This is a genomic window from Neorhizobium sp. BT27B (assembly GCF_050455485.1).
Classification (GTDB): Bacteria; Pseudomonadota; Alphaproteobacteria; order Rhizobiales; family Rhizobiaceae; genus Neorhizobium.
In genome coordinates this window covers 212,422-230,606 of record NZ_JBCIYT010000003.1, presented here as the reverse complement: position 1 = coordinate 230,606, position 18,185 = coordinate 212,422, and the positions used below count along the sequence as shown (strand labels likewise).

Annotated in this window: 19 protein-coding genes; 14 read left to right on the top strand and 5 right to left on the bottom strand. The window is 59.3% G+C overall.

Annotated features, from left to right (window positions below):
- Positions 1–30 precede the first annotated feature (30 nt).
- A complete protein-coding gene (locus tag AAIH70_RS09835) occupies positions 31–792 on the top strand; it encodes a glycosyltransferase (RefSeq protein ID WP_132272068.1) in 762 nt (253 codons plus the stop codon).
- Between the two features lie 30 nt (positions 793–822).
- Here the strand turns inward: AAIH70_RS09835 and AAIH70_RS09830 are convergent, their stop codons facing one another.
- Positions 823–1,290 carry an Lrp/AsnC family transcriptional regulator gene (locus AAIH70_RS09830; protein ID WP_132272067.1) on the bottom strand — a complete coding sequence of 156 codons (468 nt, stop codon included), beginning with the start codon at positions 1,288–1,290 and terminating at the stop codon, positions 823–825.
- A gap of 259 nt (positions 1,291–1,549) precedes the next feature.
- Between AAIH70_RS09830 and trxB the strand changes: the two genes are divergently transcribed.
- From trxB to AAIH70_RS09810, 4 genes are all read left to right on the top strand, one after another.
- Positions 1,550–2,524: a thioredoxin-disulfide reductase gene (gene trxB / locus AAIH70_RS09825; RefSeq protein ID WP_132272066.1), complete on the top strand. Its 975-nt coding sequence runs from the start codon at positions 1,550–1,552 to the stop codon at positions 2,522–2,524.
- Positions 2,525–2,549: 25 nt separating this feature from the next.
- Complete coding sequence (locus AAIH70_RS09820) at positions 2,550–3,446, top strand: LysR family transcriptional regulator VtlR (protein ID WP_165931952.1); 897 nt, start codon at positions 2,550–2,552, stop codon at positions 3,444–3,446.
- 579 nt (positions 3,447–4,025) lie between these two features.
- Entirely contained in the window at positions 4,026–4,346 is a 321-nt protein-coding gene (locus AAIH70_RS09815; RefSeq protein WP_132272064.1) for an ArsR/SmtB family transcription factor, read from the top strand.
- 36 nt (positions 4,347–4,382) lie between these two features.
- Positions 4,383–5,510, top strand: a complete 1,128-nt coding sequence (locus AAIH70_RS09810) for an alkene reductase (RefSeq protein ID WP_132272063.1) — start codon at positions 4,383–4,385, stop codon at positions 5,508–5,510.
- A 70-nt stretch (positions 5,511–5,580) separates the two neighbouring features.
- On the opposite strand, the gene AAIH70_RS09805 is transcribed toward AAIH70_RS09810, so the two are convergent.
- On the bottom strand, positions 5,581–5,841 hold the full coding sequence (locus AAIH70_RS09805) for a DUF2188 domain-containing protein (RefSeq protein WP_132272062.1): 261 nt from the start codon (positions 5,839–5,841) through the stop codon (positions 5,581–5,583).
- A gap of 226 nt (positions 5,842–6,067) precedes the next feature.
- Here AAIH70_RS09805 and AAIH70_RS09800 point away from each other — a divergent pair, with 226 nt between their 5' ends.
- The 5 genes from AAIH70_RS09800 to AAIH70_RS09780 all read left to right on the top strand — a co-directional run bounded on the left by AAIH70_RS09800 (position 6,068) and on the right by AAIH70_RS09780 (position 12,963).
- Entirely contained in the window at positions 6,068–7,225 is a 1,158-nt protein-coding gene (locus AAIH70_RS09800) for a calcium:proton antiporter (protein WP_430033930.1), read from the top strand.
- A 207-nt stretch (positions 7,226–7,432) separates the two neighbouring features.
- Positions 7,433–8,656 carry a PQQ-dependent sugar dehydrogenase gene (locus AAIH70_RS09795; RefSeq protein ID WP_430033928.1) on the top strand — a complete coding sequence of 408 codons (1,224 nt, stop codon included), beginning with the start codon at positions 7,433–7,435 and terminating at the stop codon, positions 8,654–8,656.
- Positions 8,657–8,817: 161 nt separating this feature from the next.
- Positions 8,818–9,378, top strand: coding sequence for an RNA polymerase sigma factor (locus tag AAIH70_RS09790; protein ID WP_132272059.1), 561 nt, complete (start codon positions 8,818–8,820; stop codon positions 9,376–9,378).
- Positions 9,379–9,413: 35 nt separating this feature from the next.
- Positions 9,414–10,367 carry a FecR family protein gene (locus AAIH70_RS09785; RefSeq protein ID WP_165931932.1) on the top strand — a complete coding sequence of 318 codons (954 nt, stop codon included), beginning with the start codon at positions 9,414–9,416 and terminating at the stop codon, positions 10,365–10,367.
- Positions 10,368–10,452: 85 nt separating this feature from the next.
- A complete protein-coding gene (locus AAIH70_RS09780) occupies positions 10,453–12,963 on the top strand; it encodes a TonB-dependent receptor (protein WP_132272057.1) in 2,511 nt (836 codons plus the stop codon).
- A 79-nt stretch (positions 12,964–13,042) separates the two neighbouring features.
- On the opposite strand, the gene AAIH70_RS09775 is transcribed toward AAIH70_RS09780, so the two are convergent.
- Positions 13,043–14,245, bottom strand: a complete 1,203-nt coding sequence (locus AAIH70_RS09775) for a pyridoxal phosphate-dependent aminotransferase (protein ID WP_132272056.1) — start codon at positions 14,243–14,245, stop codon at positions 13,043–13,045.
- Between the two features lie 364 nt (positions 14,246–14,609).
- On the opposite strand from AAIH70_RS09775, the gene AAIH70_RS09770 reads away from it, so the two are divergent.
- Entirely contained in the window at positions 14,610–14,939 is a 330-nt protein-coding gene (locus tag AAIH70_RS09770; RefSeq protein WP_132272055.1) for a hypothetical protein, read from the top strand.
- Between the two features lie 529 nt (positions 14,940–15,468).
- The gene (locus tag AAIH70_RS09765; protein WP_003494703.1) at positions 15,469–15,684 is read left to right on the top strand and encodes a cold-shock protein; all 216 of its coding nucleotides are present in this window, start codon (positions 15,469–15,471) and stop codon (positions 15,682–15,684) included.
- 78 nt (positions 15,685–15,762) lie between these two features.
- Here AAIH70_RS09765 and AAIH70_RS09760 read toward each other — a convergent pair whose 3' ends face one another.
- On the bottom strand, positions 15,763–16,410 hold the full coding sequence (locus tag AAIH70_RS09760) for an MBL fold metallo-hydrolase (RefSeq protein ID WP_132272054.1): 648 nt from the start codon (positions 16,408–16,410) through the stop codon (positions 15,763–15,765).
- A 76-nt stretch (positions 16,411–16,486) separates the two neighbouring features.
- A complete protein-coding gene (locus AAIH70_RS09755; protein ID WP_132272053.1) occupies positions 16,487–16,690 on the bottom strand; it encodes a hypothetical protein in 204 nt (67 codons plus the stop codon).
- A 300-nt stretch (positions 16,691–16,990) separates the two neighbouring features.
- On the opposite strand from AAIH70_RS09755, the gene AAIH70_RS09750 reads away from it, so the two are divergent.
- Both AAIH70_RS09750 and AAIH70_RS09745 read left to right on the top strand, forming a co-directional pair.
- Positions 16,991–17,458, top strand: a complete 468-nt coding sequence (locus AAIH70_RS09750) for a MarR family winged helix-turn-helix transcriptional regulator (protein WP_132272052.1) — start codon at positions 16,991–16,993, stop codon at positions 17,456–17,458.
- A complete protein-coding gene (locus AAIH70_RS09745; RefSeq protein WP_132272051.1) occupies positions 17,455–18,153 on the top strand; it encodes a response regulator in 699 nt (232 codons plus the stop codon). The genes AAIH70_RS09750 and AAIH70_RS09745 overlap by 4 nt, the downstream gene beginning before the upstream one ends.
- Positions 18,154–18,185 lie beyond the last annotated feature (32 nt).

Here is an 18,185-nt window from a genome sequence, read left to right as displayed (position 1 = left end):
AACGGCGGAAGTGATTTCTCGGAGCTTTGAATGAAAACTCTTATCTACCAATTCTGGAAAGGGCCGGTTCCGGCCTATGCCGGCTTAAGCGCACGACTATTCAAAGCCTATGCGCAGCGCCATGGCGCAGACTATCGCTTCGATGAAAATCCTGACTTTTTCAAAGGCAAATATTCTGAATATTATCATGCGCTCCGCCCGATCTATGACGACAGCTTTCTGGCATATGACAGGGTCATCTACATCGACGCGGATGTTTATCCGAAGCAGGCGGCGCCTGCCGATATCCTGACCTGCGACGTCGATCATATCGGCATGGTCGAGGAACTGGCAGCCGAAATTCGCGAGGATCGTCCCCGCTGGCTGAACGATCGGAATGACAATCGTTGGGCGATGGTTTGCGGTGGCGTTTTCAGGGCCAGCCCTCCACGCCTGCCAGACGGAAAGACACGCGCCTTCAATTCCGGCGTCATTGTCTACAGCCGCGAGGGGCTTGTCGCAGCGCGCCGGAACTTTCCCAATATCACGGCCTATTCTGCCGCAATGCGTCTGGCATTTCTGCCGCGCTTCTATCGCCTGGACCAGAACTACCTTGGCATGGCGTGCTTCAGACAGGGGATGCAGTTCACCATACTGGAACAGCGTTGGAACCATATTGTAAAGGCTGCGGCACTGGACGAGAACCGTCTCGTTAAAGCGGCACCGGGCGACACGGCATTCGTGCATTGGCAGGTGCGAAACCGAAAAGATTATTCCGAACAGGAAATCATGGATCTGGTCGAGAGCGCATAACAAAGCGGAAGCGCTTTGCCTGCGCGCCCCTCACACCTCCACCAGCCCCGTCTTCTTCACCTGCCGGATCGTCAGCATGGTCCTCACCGTGTCGACATGTTCGTTGGCTGTCAGCACCTCGATGACAAAGTCCTGAAAGCGCGTCAGGTTTTCCGACACACAGTGCAGTAGAAAATCGCTGTCGCCCGACACCATCCAGGCCTGACGCACCATCGGCCATTTTTCGGTCGCGGCGGCGAAGGCTTTGAGGTTGGCTTCGGACTGGTGCTTCAAGCCAACCACGCAGAAGGCGACAAGGTCGAAGCCGAGTTTCGGGCCGCTCAGCATCGCATGATAGCCCTCGATAATGCCGCTTTCTTCAAGCTTGCGCACACGCCGAAGACAGGGCGGCGCCGATATGCCGACTCGCTCCGCCAGTTCGACATTGGTCATACGGCCGTCCGCCTGCAGTTCCCGCAGAATTTTCAGATCGATACTGTCGAGTTCTACGCGGATCACGGCACGGCCTTTCTGTCGGTTTCACGCAAGCATCCTCTATCGAAATCGGCAGATTCCGCAACAAAGTTCCGTCATCGCGACGGATTGTTGCACAGAAGGCTCAAGACCTGTTGGAAACGCATGGCTGCCCTTGAATATCCGCATGGAACAATCATAAATGAACGTTCGCCGGCGGTGGAATGCGGTTTGATACCCATATAGGTATGCGGTTTCCAATCATCACAGGCTTTCCGCCGCGGCACTGAATAAGGATCGTCCCATGTCTGCCCGTCACACTCAGGTTCTCATCATCGGCTCCGGCCCGGCCGGTTACACCGCCGCCATCTATGCGGCGCGCGCAATGCTGAAACCGGTCCTGATCGCTGGCATGGAACAGGGCGGCCAGCTGATGATCACCACCGATGTCGAAAACTATCCGGGTTTTGCCGATCCGATCCAGGGCCCTTGGCTGATGGAACAGATGCTGGGTCAGGCAAAACATGTCGGCGCCGAGATCGTCAATGACCTCGTGACCGAAGTCGACACCAGCAGCCGCCCCTTCACCGTCAGGACGGATAGCGGACAGGTCTGGACCGCGGACACGCTGATCATCGCCACCGGCGCCAAGGCCAAATGGCTCGGCATCGAGAGCGAACAGGTGTTTCAGGGGTTTGGCGTTTCTGCCTGCGCCACCTGCGACGGCTTCTTCTATCGCAACAAGGACGTTATCGTCGTTGGCGGCGGAAATTCCGCCGTCGAGGAAGCGCTCTATCTCTCCAACATCGCCAGGACGGTCACCGTCGTGCATCGCCGCGACAGCTTCCGTTCGGAAAAGATTCTGCAGGAACGCCTGTTCCAGCGCGAGAACGTCAAGATCCTTTGGAACACCGAGATCGCCGAAATTACTGGCACACCGGCAAAGCCGCCGATGCCGCCGTCGGTTTCCGGCGTGCGCCTGCGCGACACCCGCACAGGTGTCGTCAGCGACAGCACGATCGATGGCGTGTTCGTAGCAATCGGCCATGCACCGGCTGTCGAACTGTTCAAGGACAAGCTGAAACTTAAATCCAACGGTTATCTGTGGACGGCTCCGGATTCGACCGCGACCAATGTGCCCGGCATCTTTGCTGCCGGCGATGTTACCGACGACACATTCCGTCAGGCAATTACCGCTGCTGGCATGGGCTGCATGGCAGCCCTTGAAGCAGAACGCTTTATCGCCGGCATCCTGCCGGTCGCAGAAGCTGCCGAATAACAACGAAGAGGACTAAGGCATGGTGGTGCCTCTCGATTGGGACAAACTGCGCATCTTTCACGCTGCGGCGGAGGCTGGGTCCTTCACCCATGCGGCAGACAAGCTGCATCTGTCCCAGTCGGCGATCAGCCGTCAGGTCAGCGCGCTCGAGCAGGATGTCGGCGTAAAACTGTTTCACCGCCATGCCCGTGGCCTCATCCTCACCGAACAGGGCGAGTTGCTGTACCGCACTGCCCATGACGTGCTTCTGAAGCTCGAAACGGTGAAGATGCAGCTGACGGAGACGACCGACAAACCGTCCGGCAAGCTGCGCGTCACCACCACGGTCGGCCTTGGCCAGGGCTGGCTCACCGACAAGGTGCAGGAATTCCTGCAGCTCTATCCGGAAATGTCGATCCAGCTGATCCTCGACAACGAGGAAGTCGACGTCAACATGCGTCACGCCGATTGCGCCATCCGCCTTCGCCAGCCGCAGCAGTCCGACCTCATTCAGCGCAAGCTGTTTACCGTGCACATGCACGTCTATGCGGCGCCCTCCTACATCAACCGGTTCGGCGAGCCGCAGACGGTCGAGGATCTCGACAACCACAGAATCATCAGCTTTGGCCAGCCGGCCCCCAACTATCTGCTGGACGTGAACTGGCTGGAAGACGCCGGTCGATCGTCGGACAACCCGCGCACCCCTCACCTGCAGATCAACAGCCAGACGTCGATCAAGCGCGCCTGCCTGTTGGGAATCGGTATTGCCGTGCTGCCGGATTATATCGTCGGCCGCGATCCGGGCCTGATCCAGCTGGCCATAAATGCCGACATCCCCTCTTTCGACACCTATTTCTGCTATCCCGATGAAATCAAGAACGCGGCAAAGCTCAAAGTTTTCCGTGACTTCATCGTCGCCAAGGCGCGCAACTGGAACTTCTGACCCGGATGACACGAGATGGAGCATTTTCATGCTCCATCCGTCGCGTTTTGCGCAACCTTTGCAAATATGACAGCCACGCGACGGAAGCCTTGCACTCAAGGCATAGCTGGATTGCACAATAAAGCGTTGTGACCTGCACAAAAAACGCCCATATCGCACTCAGTTGATGCACACGGTGGCTTTCCTCCCAGTTCCACCGCATCAGCTGTTCCCCTCTGGAGGTTTTTTGACCTTCATACCTAAAGGGCCCTGGAGCAATCCGGTGGCCCTCTTTTTTTGCCTGGATCCAAGTGGTGAAGGGCAGCGGAACAGATTTTCTGCCGCCTCAACAAAAATGTTTTTTAGCGGCAAACAGCCCTTGCCATCCCGGTTCCGACACCCCATCTCATTGCTTAGCCGGCCCCGTTGGCGACACCCCTCGTCGTCATTGCCGGCTGTTCCCCTCTGGAGGTTTTGAAACCTTCATACCTACGGGCCGCGGTTCTTCCGTCGGCCCATTTTTTTGCCCGCGATTCAGAAAAATCCGGCACCGCCCCTTAAAATCGTATTTTACCGATTTATATATCGGCAATGACCGATATGAACAAAACGCAGATTGAGCCGACGGAAAAGGCAGAGATCCTCAAGGCTCTCTCCCATCCGAAGCGCGTCGAGTTCCTCGAATGGATGCGCGAGCCGGAAAATCATTTCTGCAGCCAGGCGCATCCGGTCGAAATGGGCATTTGCGCCGGCCAGTTCGAAAAGTGCTGCGGCCTGTCGCAGTCTACCGTTTCCCAACATCTTTCCGTGCTGGAAAAGGCAGGCCTGATCACGCTCAAGCGCGTCGGCCAGTGGTCGTTCTACCAGCGCAACGAGGACCGTATCGCAGCCTTCATCGAGGAGCTGCGCAACACTCTCTGATACCCGAAATTCCAAAGGCAGCTAAAAGGAGCCCTCATGGCCAGCCTGTTCGATCCTATCACCGTCGGCTATATCGCCCTTGAAAACCGCGTCGCCATGGCGCCCCTGACCCGCAACCGCTCGCCGCAGGCGATCCCCAACAATCTCAACGCCGTTTATTACGAACAGCGCGCCACCGCAGGCCTGATCATCACAGAAGGCACGCCGGTCACCCAGCAGGGCCAGGGTTACGCCGACGTTCCCGGTCTCTACCTGCCGCAGGCCATCGAGGGCTGGAAGAAGGTGACGGATGCCGTGCACCAGCGCGGCGGCAAGATCGTCACGCAGATGTGGCATGTCGGCCGCATCTCGCACACCTCACTGCAGCCGAATGGCGGCGCGCCGGTTGCGCCGTCTGCCCTGCCGGCCAATGGCAAGACCTATATCGTCAACCCGGATGGCAGCGGCGCCTTCGTCGAAACCTCCGACCCGCGTGCACTCGACCTGTCCGAGATCGCCGGCATCGTCGATGATTTCCGCAAAGGCGCACGCGCAGCCATCGACGCCGGCTTTGATGGTGTCGAAATCCACGGCGCCAACGGCTACCTGATCGACCAGTTCCTGAAGACCGGCGCCAACCAGCGCACCGATGACTATGGTGGCTCGATCGAAAACCGCGCCCGCTTCCTCATTGAAGTCGTCGAAGCCGTGTCTGCCGAAATCGGCGGCGGCCGCACCGGCCTGCGCCTGTCGCCGGTCACGCCTGCCAATAACATCACCGAGGAAGATCCGCAGACCCTGTTCGACTATGTCGCCAAGGAACTCGGCAAGCGCGATCTCGCCTTCATCCATGTCATCGAAGGCGCAACGGGTGGCCCGCGTGATTTCACGCAAGGTGGCAAGCCGTTCGACTACCACGCCCTGAAGGCCGCCTATCGTGATGCCGGTGGCAAGGGCGCCTGGATGGTCAACAACGGTTATGACGGCGAAAGCGCCAAGGCCGCCATCGAAAGCGGTTACGCCGATGTCGTCGCCTTCGGTCGCGCCTTCATCGCCAACCCGGATCTGGTCGAGCGCCTGAAGACCGGTGCGCCGCTCAACGCCCCGGAAGTGGCCACCTTCTACGGTGGCGGTGCCAAGGGCTACACCGACTATCCGTCGCTGGAAGCCGTTGCGGCCGAATAAGGCACGCTACGAACTGATTGGGGGCTCGCCATTGGCGGGCCCTTTTTCCTTAAGACCTGCAGAAACCTGCCTACGCTCGACGCGCCTCGTCATCATCCACGACCTCGGCCTCCGGGCGGTCGCCGCCATCGCTGTATTCGGTGTGCCAGACGCCTTTGGAATCCTGCCAGCTGATCTCTTCCGGTTCGCCGCCGACCTGCTGTTCGGCCGCCACGATGCGGGCTGCAGCGAGCGCATCCTCATGTGTCGGAAAGGCTTCGGAATAGGCTCCATCCAGGCGATACGCCCAGCCGCCATCATGCCTGACGACCTGATAGACAACCTTGGTCATGCTTTCCCTCCTTGCTTTTGGCCTGTCTTTTGGCGCGCAGCCAGCATCAGCCAATAAAAATCCAGCCGGCATTCGCGTGCAGGAGAGAAGCGTCGAGAAGGCCCGAAGTTCCCACCCGTCTGACGTTACTATGGCACCAATACCGCCAAGGCGCAAAATGCGCCCTTGATGGCTGCCATGTCGGCATTAGATCCCAAGGCTTTGACACATGTCTTTGATGGGAATCATGGCGAATATCGCGGCACTACCGAAACAGGAAAAATCGCTCGTTCTGGCAGCAATCGTCGCCATCGCCTGCATCTTTGTGGAACATAGCCTGATCGGCGCCGGCAAAACGGTGTCGCTGATTGCCGCCGCCGTGCTGATCGGTGTGATCGTGCTCGCCTCCACCCGCGTTGCCCACCATGCCGAACTGCTGGCCCACAAGGTCGGCGATCCCTATGGCACGATGATCCTGACGCTGTCAGCCGTGGCCGTCGAGGTGATGATCCTTGCGATCATGCTCGGCAGCAGCACCTCGCCGACCCTGGTGCGCGACACGATCTATTCGGCCGTCATGCTCGACATCAACGGCATTCTGGGCCTCGCCGCGCTGCTCGGCGGCCTGCGTCATGGCGAACAGCCCTATAACGACAATTCGGGCAAAACCTATGGCGTGATGATCCTCACCGCCATGGGCATTTCGATGATCGTGCCGGAATTCGTGCCCGACGATCGCTGGCATTATTATTCCGGCTTCACCATCATTGCGATGATCGCGCTTTACGCCCTGTTCCTGAAAATGCAGGTCGGGCCGCACAGCTATTTCTTCAGCTACAGCTATACGAAAGCACGACCGGCGACTGCGGCCGCGAGCGTCGGCGGCTCGCAACCCTTGTCGCCACAGCCGGCCACCACACCGGCACCGACCAGCGCCCCGGAAGAAGAGACCAGCGCCGCCGTCTCCATCGGCGTCATCCTTTTCGGTGTCGTCGTCATCGGTTTTCTCGCAGAGTTCATGGCCGCCTTCCTCGACACAGGTCTTGAGAGCACATCCGCCCCGCCTGCCCTGATGGCCGTCATCGTCGCGTCGATCTCAGCCGCACCGGAAATCCTCACGGCCCTGCGCGCTGCCCTTCGCAACCGCATGCAATCGGTCATCAACATCGCCATGGGTGCCTCGCTGTCCACCGTCATCCTCACCGTGCCGGTGATGGAGGCGATCGCGCTTTACACCGGCCAGCCTTTTGTCATGGCGATGACACCGGTGCAGACGGTGATGGTTGTCATCACTCTCATCGTCGCCGCCATCAACCTCAATGACGGGGAAACAAACGCCATCGAAGGCATGACGCATTTCGTGCTGTTTGCCACTTTCATCATGCTGACCTTGCTGGGTTTGTGATTGCTAATAAGCCGCCACAAACACGCACTTGCGGCGACAAGCGGATTCAACATCGCAAGTGATTGAATCTGTTTGTCAGCGCGCCGGAACGGGCGCCGAAATCCGATAAAGTTATGTTGAACACTGCGTGTGCGGTTCTGGCGGCATGACGCCCTAGATAGGAGACGTCCACGCACCAGAGACGATCACGATGAAAGGGAGTTCACCATGACGCGCCTCGCCCGTCTTCTCACCGGCACCATGCTGGCCACCGCTGTTCTTGCAGGCCCGGTCCTTGCGCAAACGGCAGGCAAGCCGGCCGAAACCAAGGCCGCCAACGCCCCGGACCAGAAGCCCGCCTTCGCCAACCAGACCCGTGCGCCGCAGCCCGCCCAGATGCCCAAAATCGCCACCGAGACCGTGGCGGAAAACCTGCCGCATCTCTGGTCGATGGAATTCCTTCCCGATGGCCGCATGCTGGTCACCGCCAAGGAAGGCGCAATGCATATCATTTCCGAGGAAGGCGAAGCCGGCCCCGAAATCAAGGGCGTGCCGAAAGTCCTATCCGGCGGACAGGGCGGCCTGCTCGACGTGGCGCTAGCACCCGACTACGAAACCTCCGGCAAGATTTACTTCTCATTTTCCGAACAGCGTGAAGACGGCAACGGCACCTCGGTCGCTTCGGCCAAGCTGGTGCCAGACGATGCCGGCGGCGGTACGCTCGAAGACGTGAAGGTCGTTTTCCAGCAGATGCCGAGCTATGACGGCAACAAGCATTTTGGCTCCCGCCTCGTGTTTGGCCCGCAGGGCGAGCTTTACGTAACGGTAGGCGAGCGCTCGGATGCGGAACCACGCGTGCAGGCGCAGGAGCTTTCGAGCGGCCTCGGCAAGGTTTTCCGGATCGATGCCGAGGGCAAGGCCCTGCCCGATAACCCGTTCGTTTCCACCGAAAACGCAAGGCCGGAAATCTGGAGCCTCGGCCACCGCAACCTGCAGGCCGCCACTCTCGACGGCCAGGGCCGTCTCTGGACGGTGGAACACGGCCCCAAGGGCGGCGACGAACTGAACCGCCCGGAAGCCGGCAAGAATTACGGTTGGCCGGAAGTCACCTATGGCGTCGAATATAGCGGTAAGGCGGTCGGCGACGGCATTACCGCAAAGGCCGAAACCGAACAGCCGGTCTATTACTGGGACCCGGTGATCGCCCCTTCCGGCATGGCCTATTATGATGGCGATGCCATTCCCGAATGGAAAGGCGCCTTCCTCGTCGGCGGTCTCGGATCGCAGGGCGTCGTCGTGCTGCACATGGATGGTGACAAGGTAGCTCATGAAGAACGCGTGCCGCTCGATGCGCGCATCCGCGACGTCAAGGTCGGCCCCGATGGCGCCGTCTATGCCGTTACCGAAAGCCGCGGCGGCAGCTCCACCATCGTCAAGCTGACCAAGGCCTGATACGGCTCTGATAGCAGGCGGCCACCGACAGCCGCCGCCGCCTGCTGACCCGCTCTCCAAAAGAGGGCATCAATAAACATGATGATAAAAATCATATTTGTTGCATTGCCTGTCCATGGCGTCTAAGAGACCGGTGATCCACCGCCACCTCCGGGACTGCCATGACCGCGCATTTCGGCGCCTCCTCCTCCGGCGACTTCACGTCGACCACCAGCCACACAGCCCTGCTGGATAGCGCGTTGCTGGCGCATTACGAGGAACTGTGCACAAGCGTGCGCCGCCGCGGCCATAGCCCTGCAAATTCCCAGGAAATCGTCCACGACGTTTATGTTCGCCTGCGGCAGAAGCAGACGGCGCTGGAAGGCAAGACGTCGCTGAGGGCGTTTCTGATCCGCGCCTGCGTCAATCTCGGCATCGACCGTTTCCGGCGCCAGCGTTTCGAAGCCTGCCTGTTTTCCGGCAGCGAGCAGGAAGCACTGCTGGTCAGCGCACCGATCGCCTCGCCCGATCAGGGACTGGATCTCGAATACCGCATCGCCATTCTCAAGACGGCCATCATGGACATGTCGCTGCAGAGACGCCGCGTCTTCATCGCCAGCCGCGTCGGCAACCTGTCGTCCGATGAAATCGCGCTGCGCATGAAAATCAGCCGCAACATGGTCGACCGTCATCTGCGCAAGGCTTACCTGCATTGCCTCGACAGGCTGGAAGAGACACTCTGACCCCGATGACCAGCAGAGCGGAAAAAGCCGGATCCATGTCAGACGACAAGGCAAACGACCGAAAACTGCGCGAACAGGCGGTCGACTGGCTGCTGCGTCTGCAGGACGAGCCGGATGACCCGATGCTGCAGGCGCAGTTCCAGACCTGGCTTGCCAAGGACCCTGCCCGCGCCGTGGTGTACGAACGCGCCCGCCGCGCCATGGGCGATGCCAGCCATCTCCTGAAAAGCGACCTCGACTTTGCCCAGAAAGCCGCCCACAAGCCGCTGCTGCGCGCCCGCAACGTGGTGGCGGCACTGCTGGTCATCATGGCAGGCTCCGGCGCATTCATGGCCGCTGACGGCCCCATGCGCCTGCGTGCCGACATCATCACCGGCACCGGCCAGCCGCAACACCTGACGCTGGCCGATGGCTCCAGGGTCGAACTCAATGCCGAAACCGCCATCGCGATCCATATGGAGCGCAACGAACGCCGGATTAAACTGCTGCGCGGCCAGGCCTATTTCGAGGTGGCTGCCGACCCTGCCCGGCCTTTCGTGGTCGAGGCCGGCCATGGATCGACGACGGCACTCGGCACAGCCTTCGACATCAACCTCACCGCCGACGCAACGCATGTGACCGTGACCGAACACGCCGTCATGGTGACCTCGCTCTCCGGTGACGGCCGGCAGCGCCTGCCGGAAGGCAACCAGCTCTCCTATGACGACGACGGCCAACTGGGTGCGGTCGAACCGGCCGATATCGGCATGGCGACCGCGTGGCGGCAGGGCCGCATCGTTTTCGAAAACCGTCCGCTTGCGGCGGTCGTCGACGAAATCGCCCGTTATCTTCCGGGCCGTATCGTCATCGCCCAATCCGATCTGGCGACGCGAAAAATCTCCGGAAGCCTCGACCTCACCGATCCGCAGACCGCGCTCGACGGTTTTTCCGAAGCGATCGGCATCAAGGTGACACGCCTCGGCCCCTACCTGACGATCCTGCGCCAATAATTTTTTTCAAAAGACCTGTCCCAAACCCGGCCGCCCATCCGTCCACCCGGCAGAGACATAGCTTGAGAGGACGGGTCCGGGGACCATGACAGTTTCGACCAACACACATTCGACATCCCGCAGCCAGCGACGGCTACAGCATCTTGCCGCCGCACTTCTGGCCGGCTCCGCCATTTTCGCGACAGTTGATGCGCCTCTTGCCCAGCAGGCAACCGCCATCAGCATCAACGTGCCCGGCGGCAATCTTTCCACCGCGCTCAACGCACTGGCCGCACAGGCAAAGCTGCAGATCGTTTATGACGCGGCGATCACGCAAGGTGTGCGCACCTCGGGCGTCTCCGGCAACCTGCCGGTCGATGCGGCACTGTCGCAAATGCTGTCCGGCACCGGCATCAGCTACCGTTACAGCGGCCGGACAGTGACGCTGTCGAAGGCAGCAACAGCGGATGCTGCTGCGGCGACGGATGGTGATGCGACCAATCTGGATACACTTCAGGTCAAGACCAGCCGCTATTATGCTTCCGGCAACCCCAGCTCAGCAGCGATTGATGAAGAACTCATCGCGCGTGTGCAGGCCTCCAGTCTTCCCGAACTGGTAAGGCAGACACCAGGCGTCTCGATGGGTGGCGGTGTTCGACTGCAGGGGCAGAGTATCTCGATCCGAGGTTTCGCAAGACAGTCCGACACCCGAATCCTGCTCGACGGCGCCCCGAAAAACTTCGAGAAGTACGATCAAGGTAATATTTTCGTCGAGCCGGAATTGCTGAAGCGGGTAGAAATCGAAAAAGGTGCAACCTCGGTTCGTTACGGTAACGGCGGGTTTGGCGGCACGGTTCGTATGGAAAGCAAGGACGCGGCAGATATGCTAAGACCCGGCGAAAGCTGGGGGGCATGGGGAAAGACTGCCTATCAGACCGCCAACAAGGAATTTCTGGAAACAGGTGCGCTCTATGGCCGGTCGGATTTCGGCACGCCAATCACCTATGATGGCCTGCTTTCACTGACATGGAGAAAGGGCGGCGATATGCGTGTCGGCGGCGGCGAACATTACGCCTTTTCTGACTCCAAGCTTGCCACCGGCATGGCAAAATTCGGCGCTGAGTTTGACGGGCATGAAATCAATACGTCGGTCATCTACGGCGAAAGCAATAACTGGGGTCCGGTTGCAGCCATTCGCGGACAGCTGGATATCTCGCTCTCCGACATCGCCAGATACGGTTACAAGGAAGCCGCACGTCGGCGCCTTGCGTGGCGCGAACTACAGGATCTCACGACAACATTCGAATACAAATACAAGGGCGACAGCGAGCTTTGGAACCCACGTTTCATGGCCAGCTATTCCTCGACAGGTCAGCTCGCTACCCGCCCGGGCAATCTCAGCCCCGCCGCATCGGTCGGAGGGCTCGAGAACGAAGCAACCTATTCCGACCTGCGGCTGGAGCTGGAGAACACCTCGGAATTCACGCTTGGTGGACTGGATCATAGCCTGAATTACGGCCTCCAATATAACGCCCACAAGCGCGACGTCTGGATGTACGATGTCGCCAACAAGAACTCGGCACAGCACAATTACGGGTATTACGCACCGTGGTTCATGCCCGAAGGCACGCAGGATACCGCCTCCGCCTTCGTTCGTGACACGATAAGCGTAACCGACGACCTGAAAATTACACCCGGCATGCGTTTCGATTTCATTCGATCGGAAGGCGTGCCCAGTAACGCACCGCGCTACAACAATCCGGCGGCCGGTCATGACTTTTCCGCCGTTGATCACACAGGCTTCACACCGGCTATCAGCGTGATCTGGGATGCCACACGAAACCTGCGCCTCTTCGCTGACTGGTCCTACGCGATGCGCGCACCCAATATCGATGAGATCTATTCGAACCAAAGTGCGGCAACGACGGCGGCCAGCACGAGCAGGGGTCTCGAAGCCGAACGCAACAACACCATCAACCTCGGCGCCGAGGTCAATTTCGACGACGTGCTGACATCCGGCGACATGTTCGCTGCAAAGGTTGCCGTCTATAACAACCATGTCACCAATCCCGTGACGCGACGGTTCGGAACGGCCAACCTGTCGGGCATGGGCGTCGTCGGCCCGGTGCCGTTTTACTGGAATACCCCGTCCTATTCCACAAGCGGCCTGGAAATTCAGGCGCACTATGAGAACGAACGGATGTTTGCCGATCTTGGCCTTTCATGGATGACCGGCACCCGACAGGGCGCCATCAACAATGTCTTTGGGCCCCGCACCTATACCAATGACCTGGCACCCTTCACGGCCCAGACGACACTCGGTGTGAAATTCCCCGATCAGGACCTGACCTTTGGATGGTCTGGCACGTTTGTCGATGCTCAGGACAAGACACCCTACAATCAGGATGGCAAGACTTATGCACGTCCGCCAAGTGCGGGTTACGCCGTGCATGGCCTCTTCATGAGCTGGACGCCCAAGGACGGCATCATGAAGGACACCGAACTTCACGCAGCCGTCGAAAACATCTTCGATAAAAACTACGAGCCCTATCTCGCTGACGGTATTACCGCCATGCCGGGCCGCAATTTCAAAGTCTCGCTCAGCCGCAAGTTCTAAAGCCAAAAACACCCCACAAAAACCAGAAGGCCCGCCGTTTCCGGCGGGCCTTCTTCGTTTCAATGTCGGTTCGAACCGTTTAGCGGCAGGCGGCGCAGAAACGCTGGATGCGCTTGCAGGCTTCTTCCAGCAGTTCTTCCGAAGTCGCATAGGAAATGCGGAAGTTCGGGCCGAGGCCGAAGGCCGAGCCGTGCACGACGGCAACGCCTTCGGTTTCCAGAAGCTCGGTAACAAAATCCTCGTCGGTCTCGATGACCTTGCCCGACGGCGCGGTCTTGCCGATCAGGCCGGCGCAGGACGGGTAGACGTAGAACGCACCTTCCGGCTTCGGGCACACAAGGCCCGACGCCTGGTTGAGCATCGACACGACGAGATCACGACGGCCTTCGAAGATCGCCTTGTTCTTGGCAACGAAGTCCTGCGGGCCGTTCAGCGCTTCCACGGCCGCCCACTGGGCGATCGAGGAGGCACCCGAGGTCTGCTGGCCCTGGATCATGTCCATGGCCTTGATCAGCTCGAGCGGGCCGGCAGCGTAGCCGATACGCCAGCCGGTCATCGCATAGGCCTTGGAGACGCCGTTCATGGTCAGCGTGCGGTCGTAAAGTTTTGGCTCGACTTCCACCGGCGTCACGAACTTGAAGTCACCAAAGGTCAGGTGCTCGTACATGTCGTCGGTCAGGACCCACACATGCGGATGCTTGAGCAGAACGTCGGTCAGCGCCTTCAGTTCATCGTGGCTGTAGGCTGCACCGGTCGGGTTGGACGGCGAGTTGAACAGGAACCATTTTGTCTTCGGCGTGATCGCGCTTTCGAGCTCTTCAGCCGTCAGCTTGAAATTGTTTTCCTGCTTGGTCGAGATCGATACCGGCGTACCGCCGCAGATCGCCACCATTTCCGGATAGGAAACCCAGTAAGGCGCCGGGATGATGACCTCATCGCCCGGGTTCATCGTCGCCATGAAGGCGTTGAACAGGATCTGCTTTCCGCCGGTGCCGACGATCGTCTGGGCAGCCGTGTAATCGAGACCGTTCTCGCGCTTGAACTTCTTGGCGATCGCCTCGCGCAGCTGCGGAATACCCGAAACCGGCGTGTACTTCGTCTCGCCGCGATTGATCGCGTCGATAGCAGCCTGCTTGACGTTGTCCGGCGTATCGAAATCCGGTTCGCCGGCGCCGAGACCGATCACATCGCGGCCTTTGGCTTTGAGATCGCGCGCTTTCTGCGAAACGGCGATGGTGGCGGAGGGCTTTACGCGGGAGAGGGCATCGGCAAGAAAGGCCATGATGAAGTCATCCTGAGGGTTTGAGTAGGCGGACAAGACTGTATTTCCGCCGTCAGGTTCTATGTCGAATGTGACAGGCTTATTCAAGCACAAACCGGCCTCAAACGGTTCTTTCGCCAACAAAATCGAGCCTGTCTGACAGCTAGACTTGTTTCGCTGCGGCGACAAATTGGAGCCGACGCCAGTCGGTTTGACGGGTGCTTCTGCACGTGTTGGTGCCACCCGCAAACGACCGTTAACCGCTGCCTTGTTTTGGCCACATCAAAGCCGCGTGAGGCCGCAAATCAGTCTTTATCGGGTCGTTTTCCAAGGCGATCGTCCGCTTGTTCGCAGCACGACGGACGCGCCCGAGAAAGACAAGACGATGGACAACGAAAACACCCCTGCCCCGAAACTGCCTGCCCGAACCGTTTCGGCTTACAGCGGCCGCATCTCGCTCGCCATCGTCACCCTCACCGCCGCGCTGGGCACCACGCTTCTGATGTCCGGCCTCGCTCACGCGGAACCGATGATATCGGCCGCCGGATCGTTGACCCATGGCAGCAGCCTGCAGCAGTCCGGCTTTGCGGATGAACGCTTTTTATTCGGAACGCTGACATTCGGGTTTTCACTTCTGGCAGCCGGCGTCTGGCACCGCAGCTTTCGCGCTGCGGCAAGGCCAAACACCGCAGCAGGCACTAAGCCAAACCGATAGCCTCTCTCGAAGGCATGTTCATGCTCGCAAAAATTGCACGCAAAGCGCCATTCATAAGCCTTGCCTAAAATGCAAGATTAAGCAGGAAAATGCTCGTTAAGCGGGATTTTGTGCCAAAATCGCGCGGCAATTTAGATATTCTTATCGCTAGCGATGGAAATTGGGTAGGGTTTTGCCAGCACATGCCGCAAAGCCTTGCCACCAAAGGCTTTTGCTGCCTTTGGCCACCTCCGAATTTCAACGACTGTTAGAAAACTTTTTCTTGCCAATTTACGATAAACGCAGCAATCTGTGTTCGTTCGGGCAATTTGCGAGCATGGGAAGACCTAATAATCAATGCGATCCGGGGGCGCAAACAACCCCGGGCGGACGACTGGGGGACTGATTTTTGGTGATCTTTCTGCCGGCCTGCCGCGGTAATACGGGGCCCCTTTCCTCAATTTTCGAACTGCCTGCCGCTGCCCTTCGGGGTAAACATCGTAATGCTGTCCGCCCGCTGAACACGGACAGAGGAAAAAGGACCTGATGCATGGCCGAAACTGGCACTGTAAAATTCTTCAACACCGACAAAGGCTTCGGCTTTATCAAGCCAGATAATGGCGGCGCCGATATCTTCGTACACATCTCTGCCGTCCAGGCTTCTGGCCTGTCCGGTCTTTCTGAAAACCAGAAAGTAAGCTTCGACACGGAACCGGATCGTCGTGGCAAAGGCCCCAAGGCTGTCAATCTGCAGATTGCTGGCTAAAGCCCAAACGGCTCTCTATTCGAGTTGAAGCCCGGCAGCGATGCCGGGTTTTTTTATGCCTGTTTCACTGTGGCGCAGTCAAAGCCCTGTCAGGTATGGGTTGGAGCGCCGCTCATCACCGATGCGCCCACCGGGTCCATGGCCACAGAGAAACCCGACCTCGTCTCCCAACGGCAATACCTTGTCGCGGATCGAGGCCAGAAGCTGGGCATGATCGCCGCCGGGCAGATCGGTGCGGCCGATCGAGCCGTTGAACAGCACGTCTCCCAGATGCGCAAAACCTTCCGCGCGATTGAAGAAGATCACATGGCCGGGCGCGTGGCCGGGGCAATGAAAGATCTCGAACACATGGCTGCCGAAGGAAACGCTGTCGCCCTCCGCCAGGTAGCGATCTGGCACCAGATTGCGCAGCGGCATGGCGACACCGAATTTCTGGCCCTGCACCTCGAGATTTTCGAGAAGCGGCTTGTCATCGATATGCGGGCCGATGACGGGCACACCCAGCCGCTCGCGCAGTTCGTCTGCACCGCCGGCATGGTCGAGATGGCCATGGGTGATCCAGATTTCCTTCACCGTGATCCCGTTCTGCGCGATGGTTTCAACGATCGTGTCGACGTCTCCGCCGGGATCGACCACCACGCCTTCCTTGCTATCGGCATCGAAGAAAATGGTGCAGTTCTGCTGGAAAGGAGTGACCGGAATAATGCCGGCCTGAAGCTTGCCCATATCGTTGCCGCCTGATTTCAAGAGAGTGTCCGGGCCGGGTATAACGACAAAACGTGCCGGCGGTCAGCCCCAAAAATCAGTTGGCCGCAGCCAATTGTGCATCGCCGGCAAGATAACGGCTTTCGGCAGACAGCGGCGGCGAAAGCGATACGGAAAGCAGCAGAAAGGCGGCGACTGCCAGCTTCAGCGACAGCACGGTCAACAGGACCGGTCGCAACGAATTGGCCGGGGCATCGGTGAGATCTGCGGACAGTGTCTGGGCGGCGATGGCGGTCGGCATGGATGGCTCCTTGTATCTGGCGGTGAGAACGGGTGACCATCGTGAAGGTTCCGAAACGAAGTCTTACAGTTTGTAACAATCGTGGCGCGTTTCACGGATTGAGAATGACGGGTCATCAAGAGTGACGAAACAACGCCGCCATACGATTATGCAATTGACCTAAAGCCTTGACAGGACAGCCGTGGGCGATATCCAGAAGCTTTAGGGCGAGGCAGTGATGTCCGGAAACACGCCCGGCGAAATGGAGGCCGCGTGATACGCGCAACGACCGGAAAAGCGGTGGCGAAAGTACGACCGCAAATGCCAGCCGTAGATGAGGCAGAGATCGACTTCGAGTGCATCGAGTTGTTCTTCTTCGCTTACCGTGATTTCATTTCCGATCCGGATGCTATCCTCGACAAGCTGGGCATGGGTCGCGCCCATCACCGTGTCGTCTATTTCGTCTGCCGCCAGCCCGGCATGATGGTCGGCGACCTCCTCGATATTCTCAGGATTACCAAGCAGTCGCTGGCGCGCGTCCTCAAGCAGCTGATCGACGAAGGTTATATCCGCCAGATGGCCGGCGCCAAGGATCGTCGCGAACGCCGGCTCTATCCGACGCTGGCCGGCCGCGAACTGGCGCTTGCCCTTTCGCAGCCGCAATCGCAACGTATCGCCCACGCCATGGAGCCGCTTTCACCGGAAGCGCGCGCAGGCGTCATGCAATTCCTTCAGCGCATGCGTCAGCCGATAGCGGCCGACAGTCAAAAGGCGAGTAAGACGACATGAGCAAGGTTCCTCTTTCGGACGATGCCGCCCACCTTCTGGTCGTCGATGACGATACCCGCATTCGCGACCTGTTGAGCCGATATCTCACCGACCAGGGTTTTCGTATAACGGTCGCGGCTGACGCGGCGGAAGCACGCCGCAAGCTGGAAGGGTTAAATTTCGACCTGATCATCCTTGACGTGATGATGCCGGGCGAAAGCGGCCTGTCGCTGACGGAAGCCATGCGTGAAAAACGTGCCATTCCGATCATCCTGCTGACGGCGCGGGCCGAGGCGGAATCGCGCATCGCCGGCCTTGAGGCTGGTGCCGACGATTATCTTCCAAAACCCTTCGATCCGCGTGAACTGGTTTTGCGCGTCAACAACATCCTGCGTCGCAGCACGTCTGCCGACACTCCGAAGATCGACCAGATCATGTTCGGTCCGTTCACGTTCTCGATTGCCCGGCGCGAATTGCGCCGTGCGGCCGAAAACATCCGCCTGACGGATCGCGAGCAGGAAATCATGCTGCTGTTTGCGCTGCGCGCCGGCGACACCATTCCGCGTCACGAACTGATCGGCGATGATGCCGATGTCGGCGAGCGCACGATCGACGTGCAGATCAACCGCCTGCGCCGCAAGATCGAGGACGACCCGGCAAACCCGATCTATCTTCAAACCGTTCGTGGCATCGGTTACCGTCTCAGCATCGATTGAGGTCTTGTGCGGCCGGGTCAGAGACCCTCCAC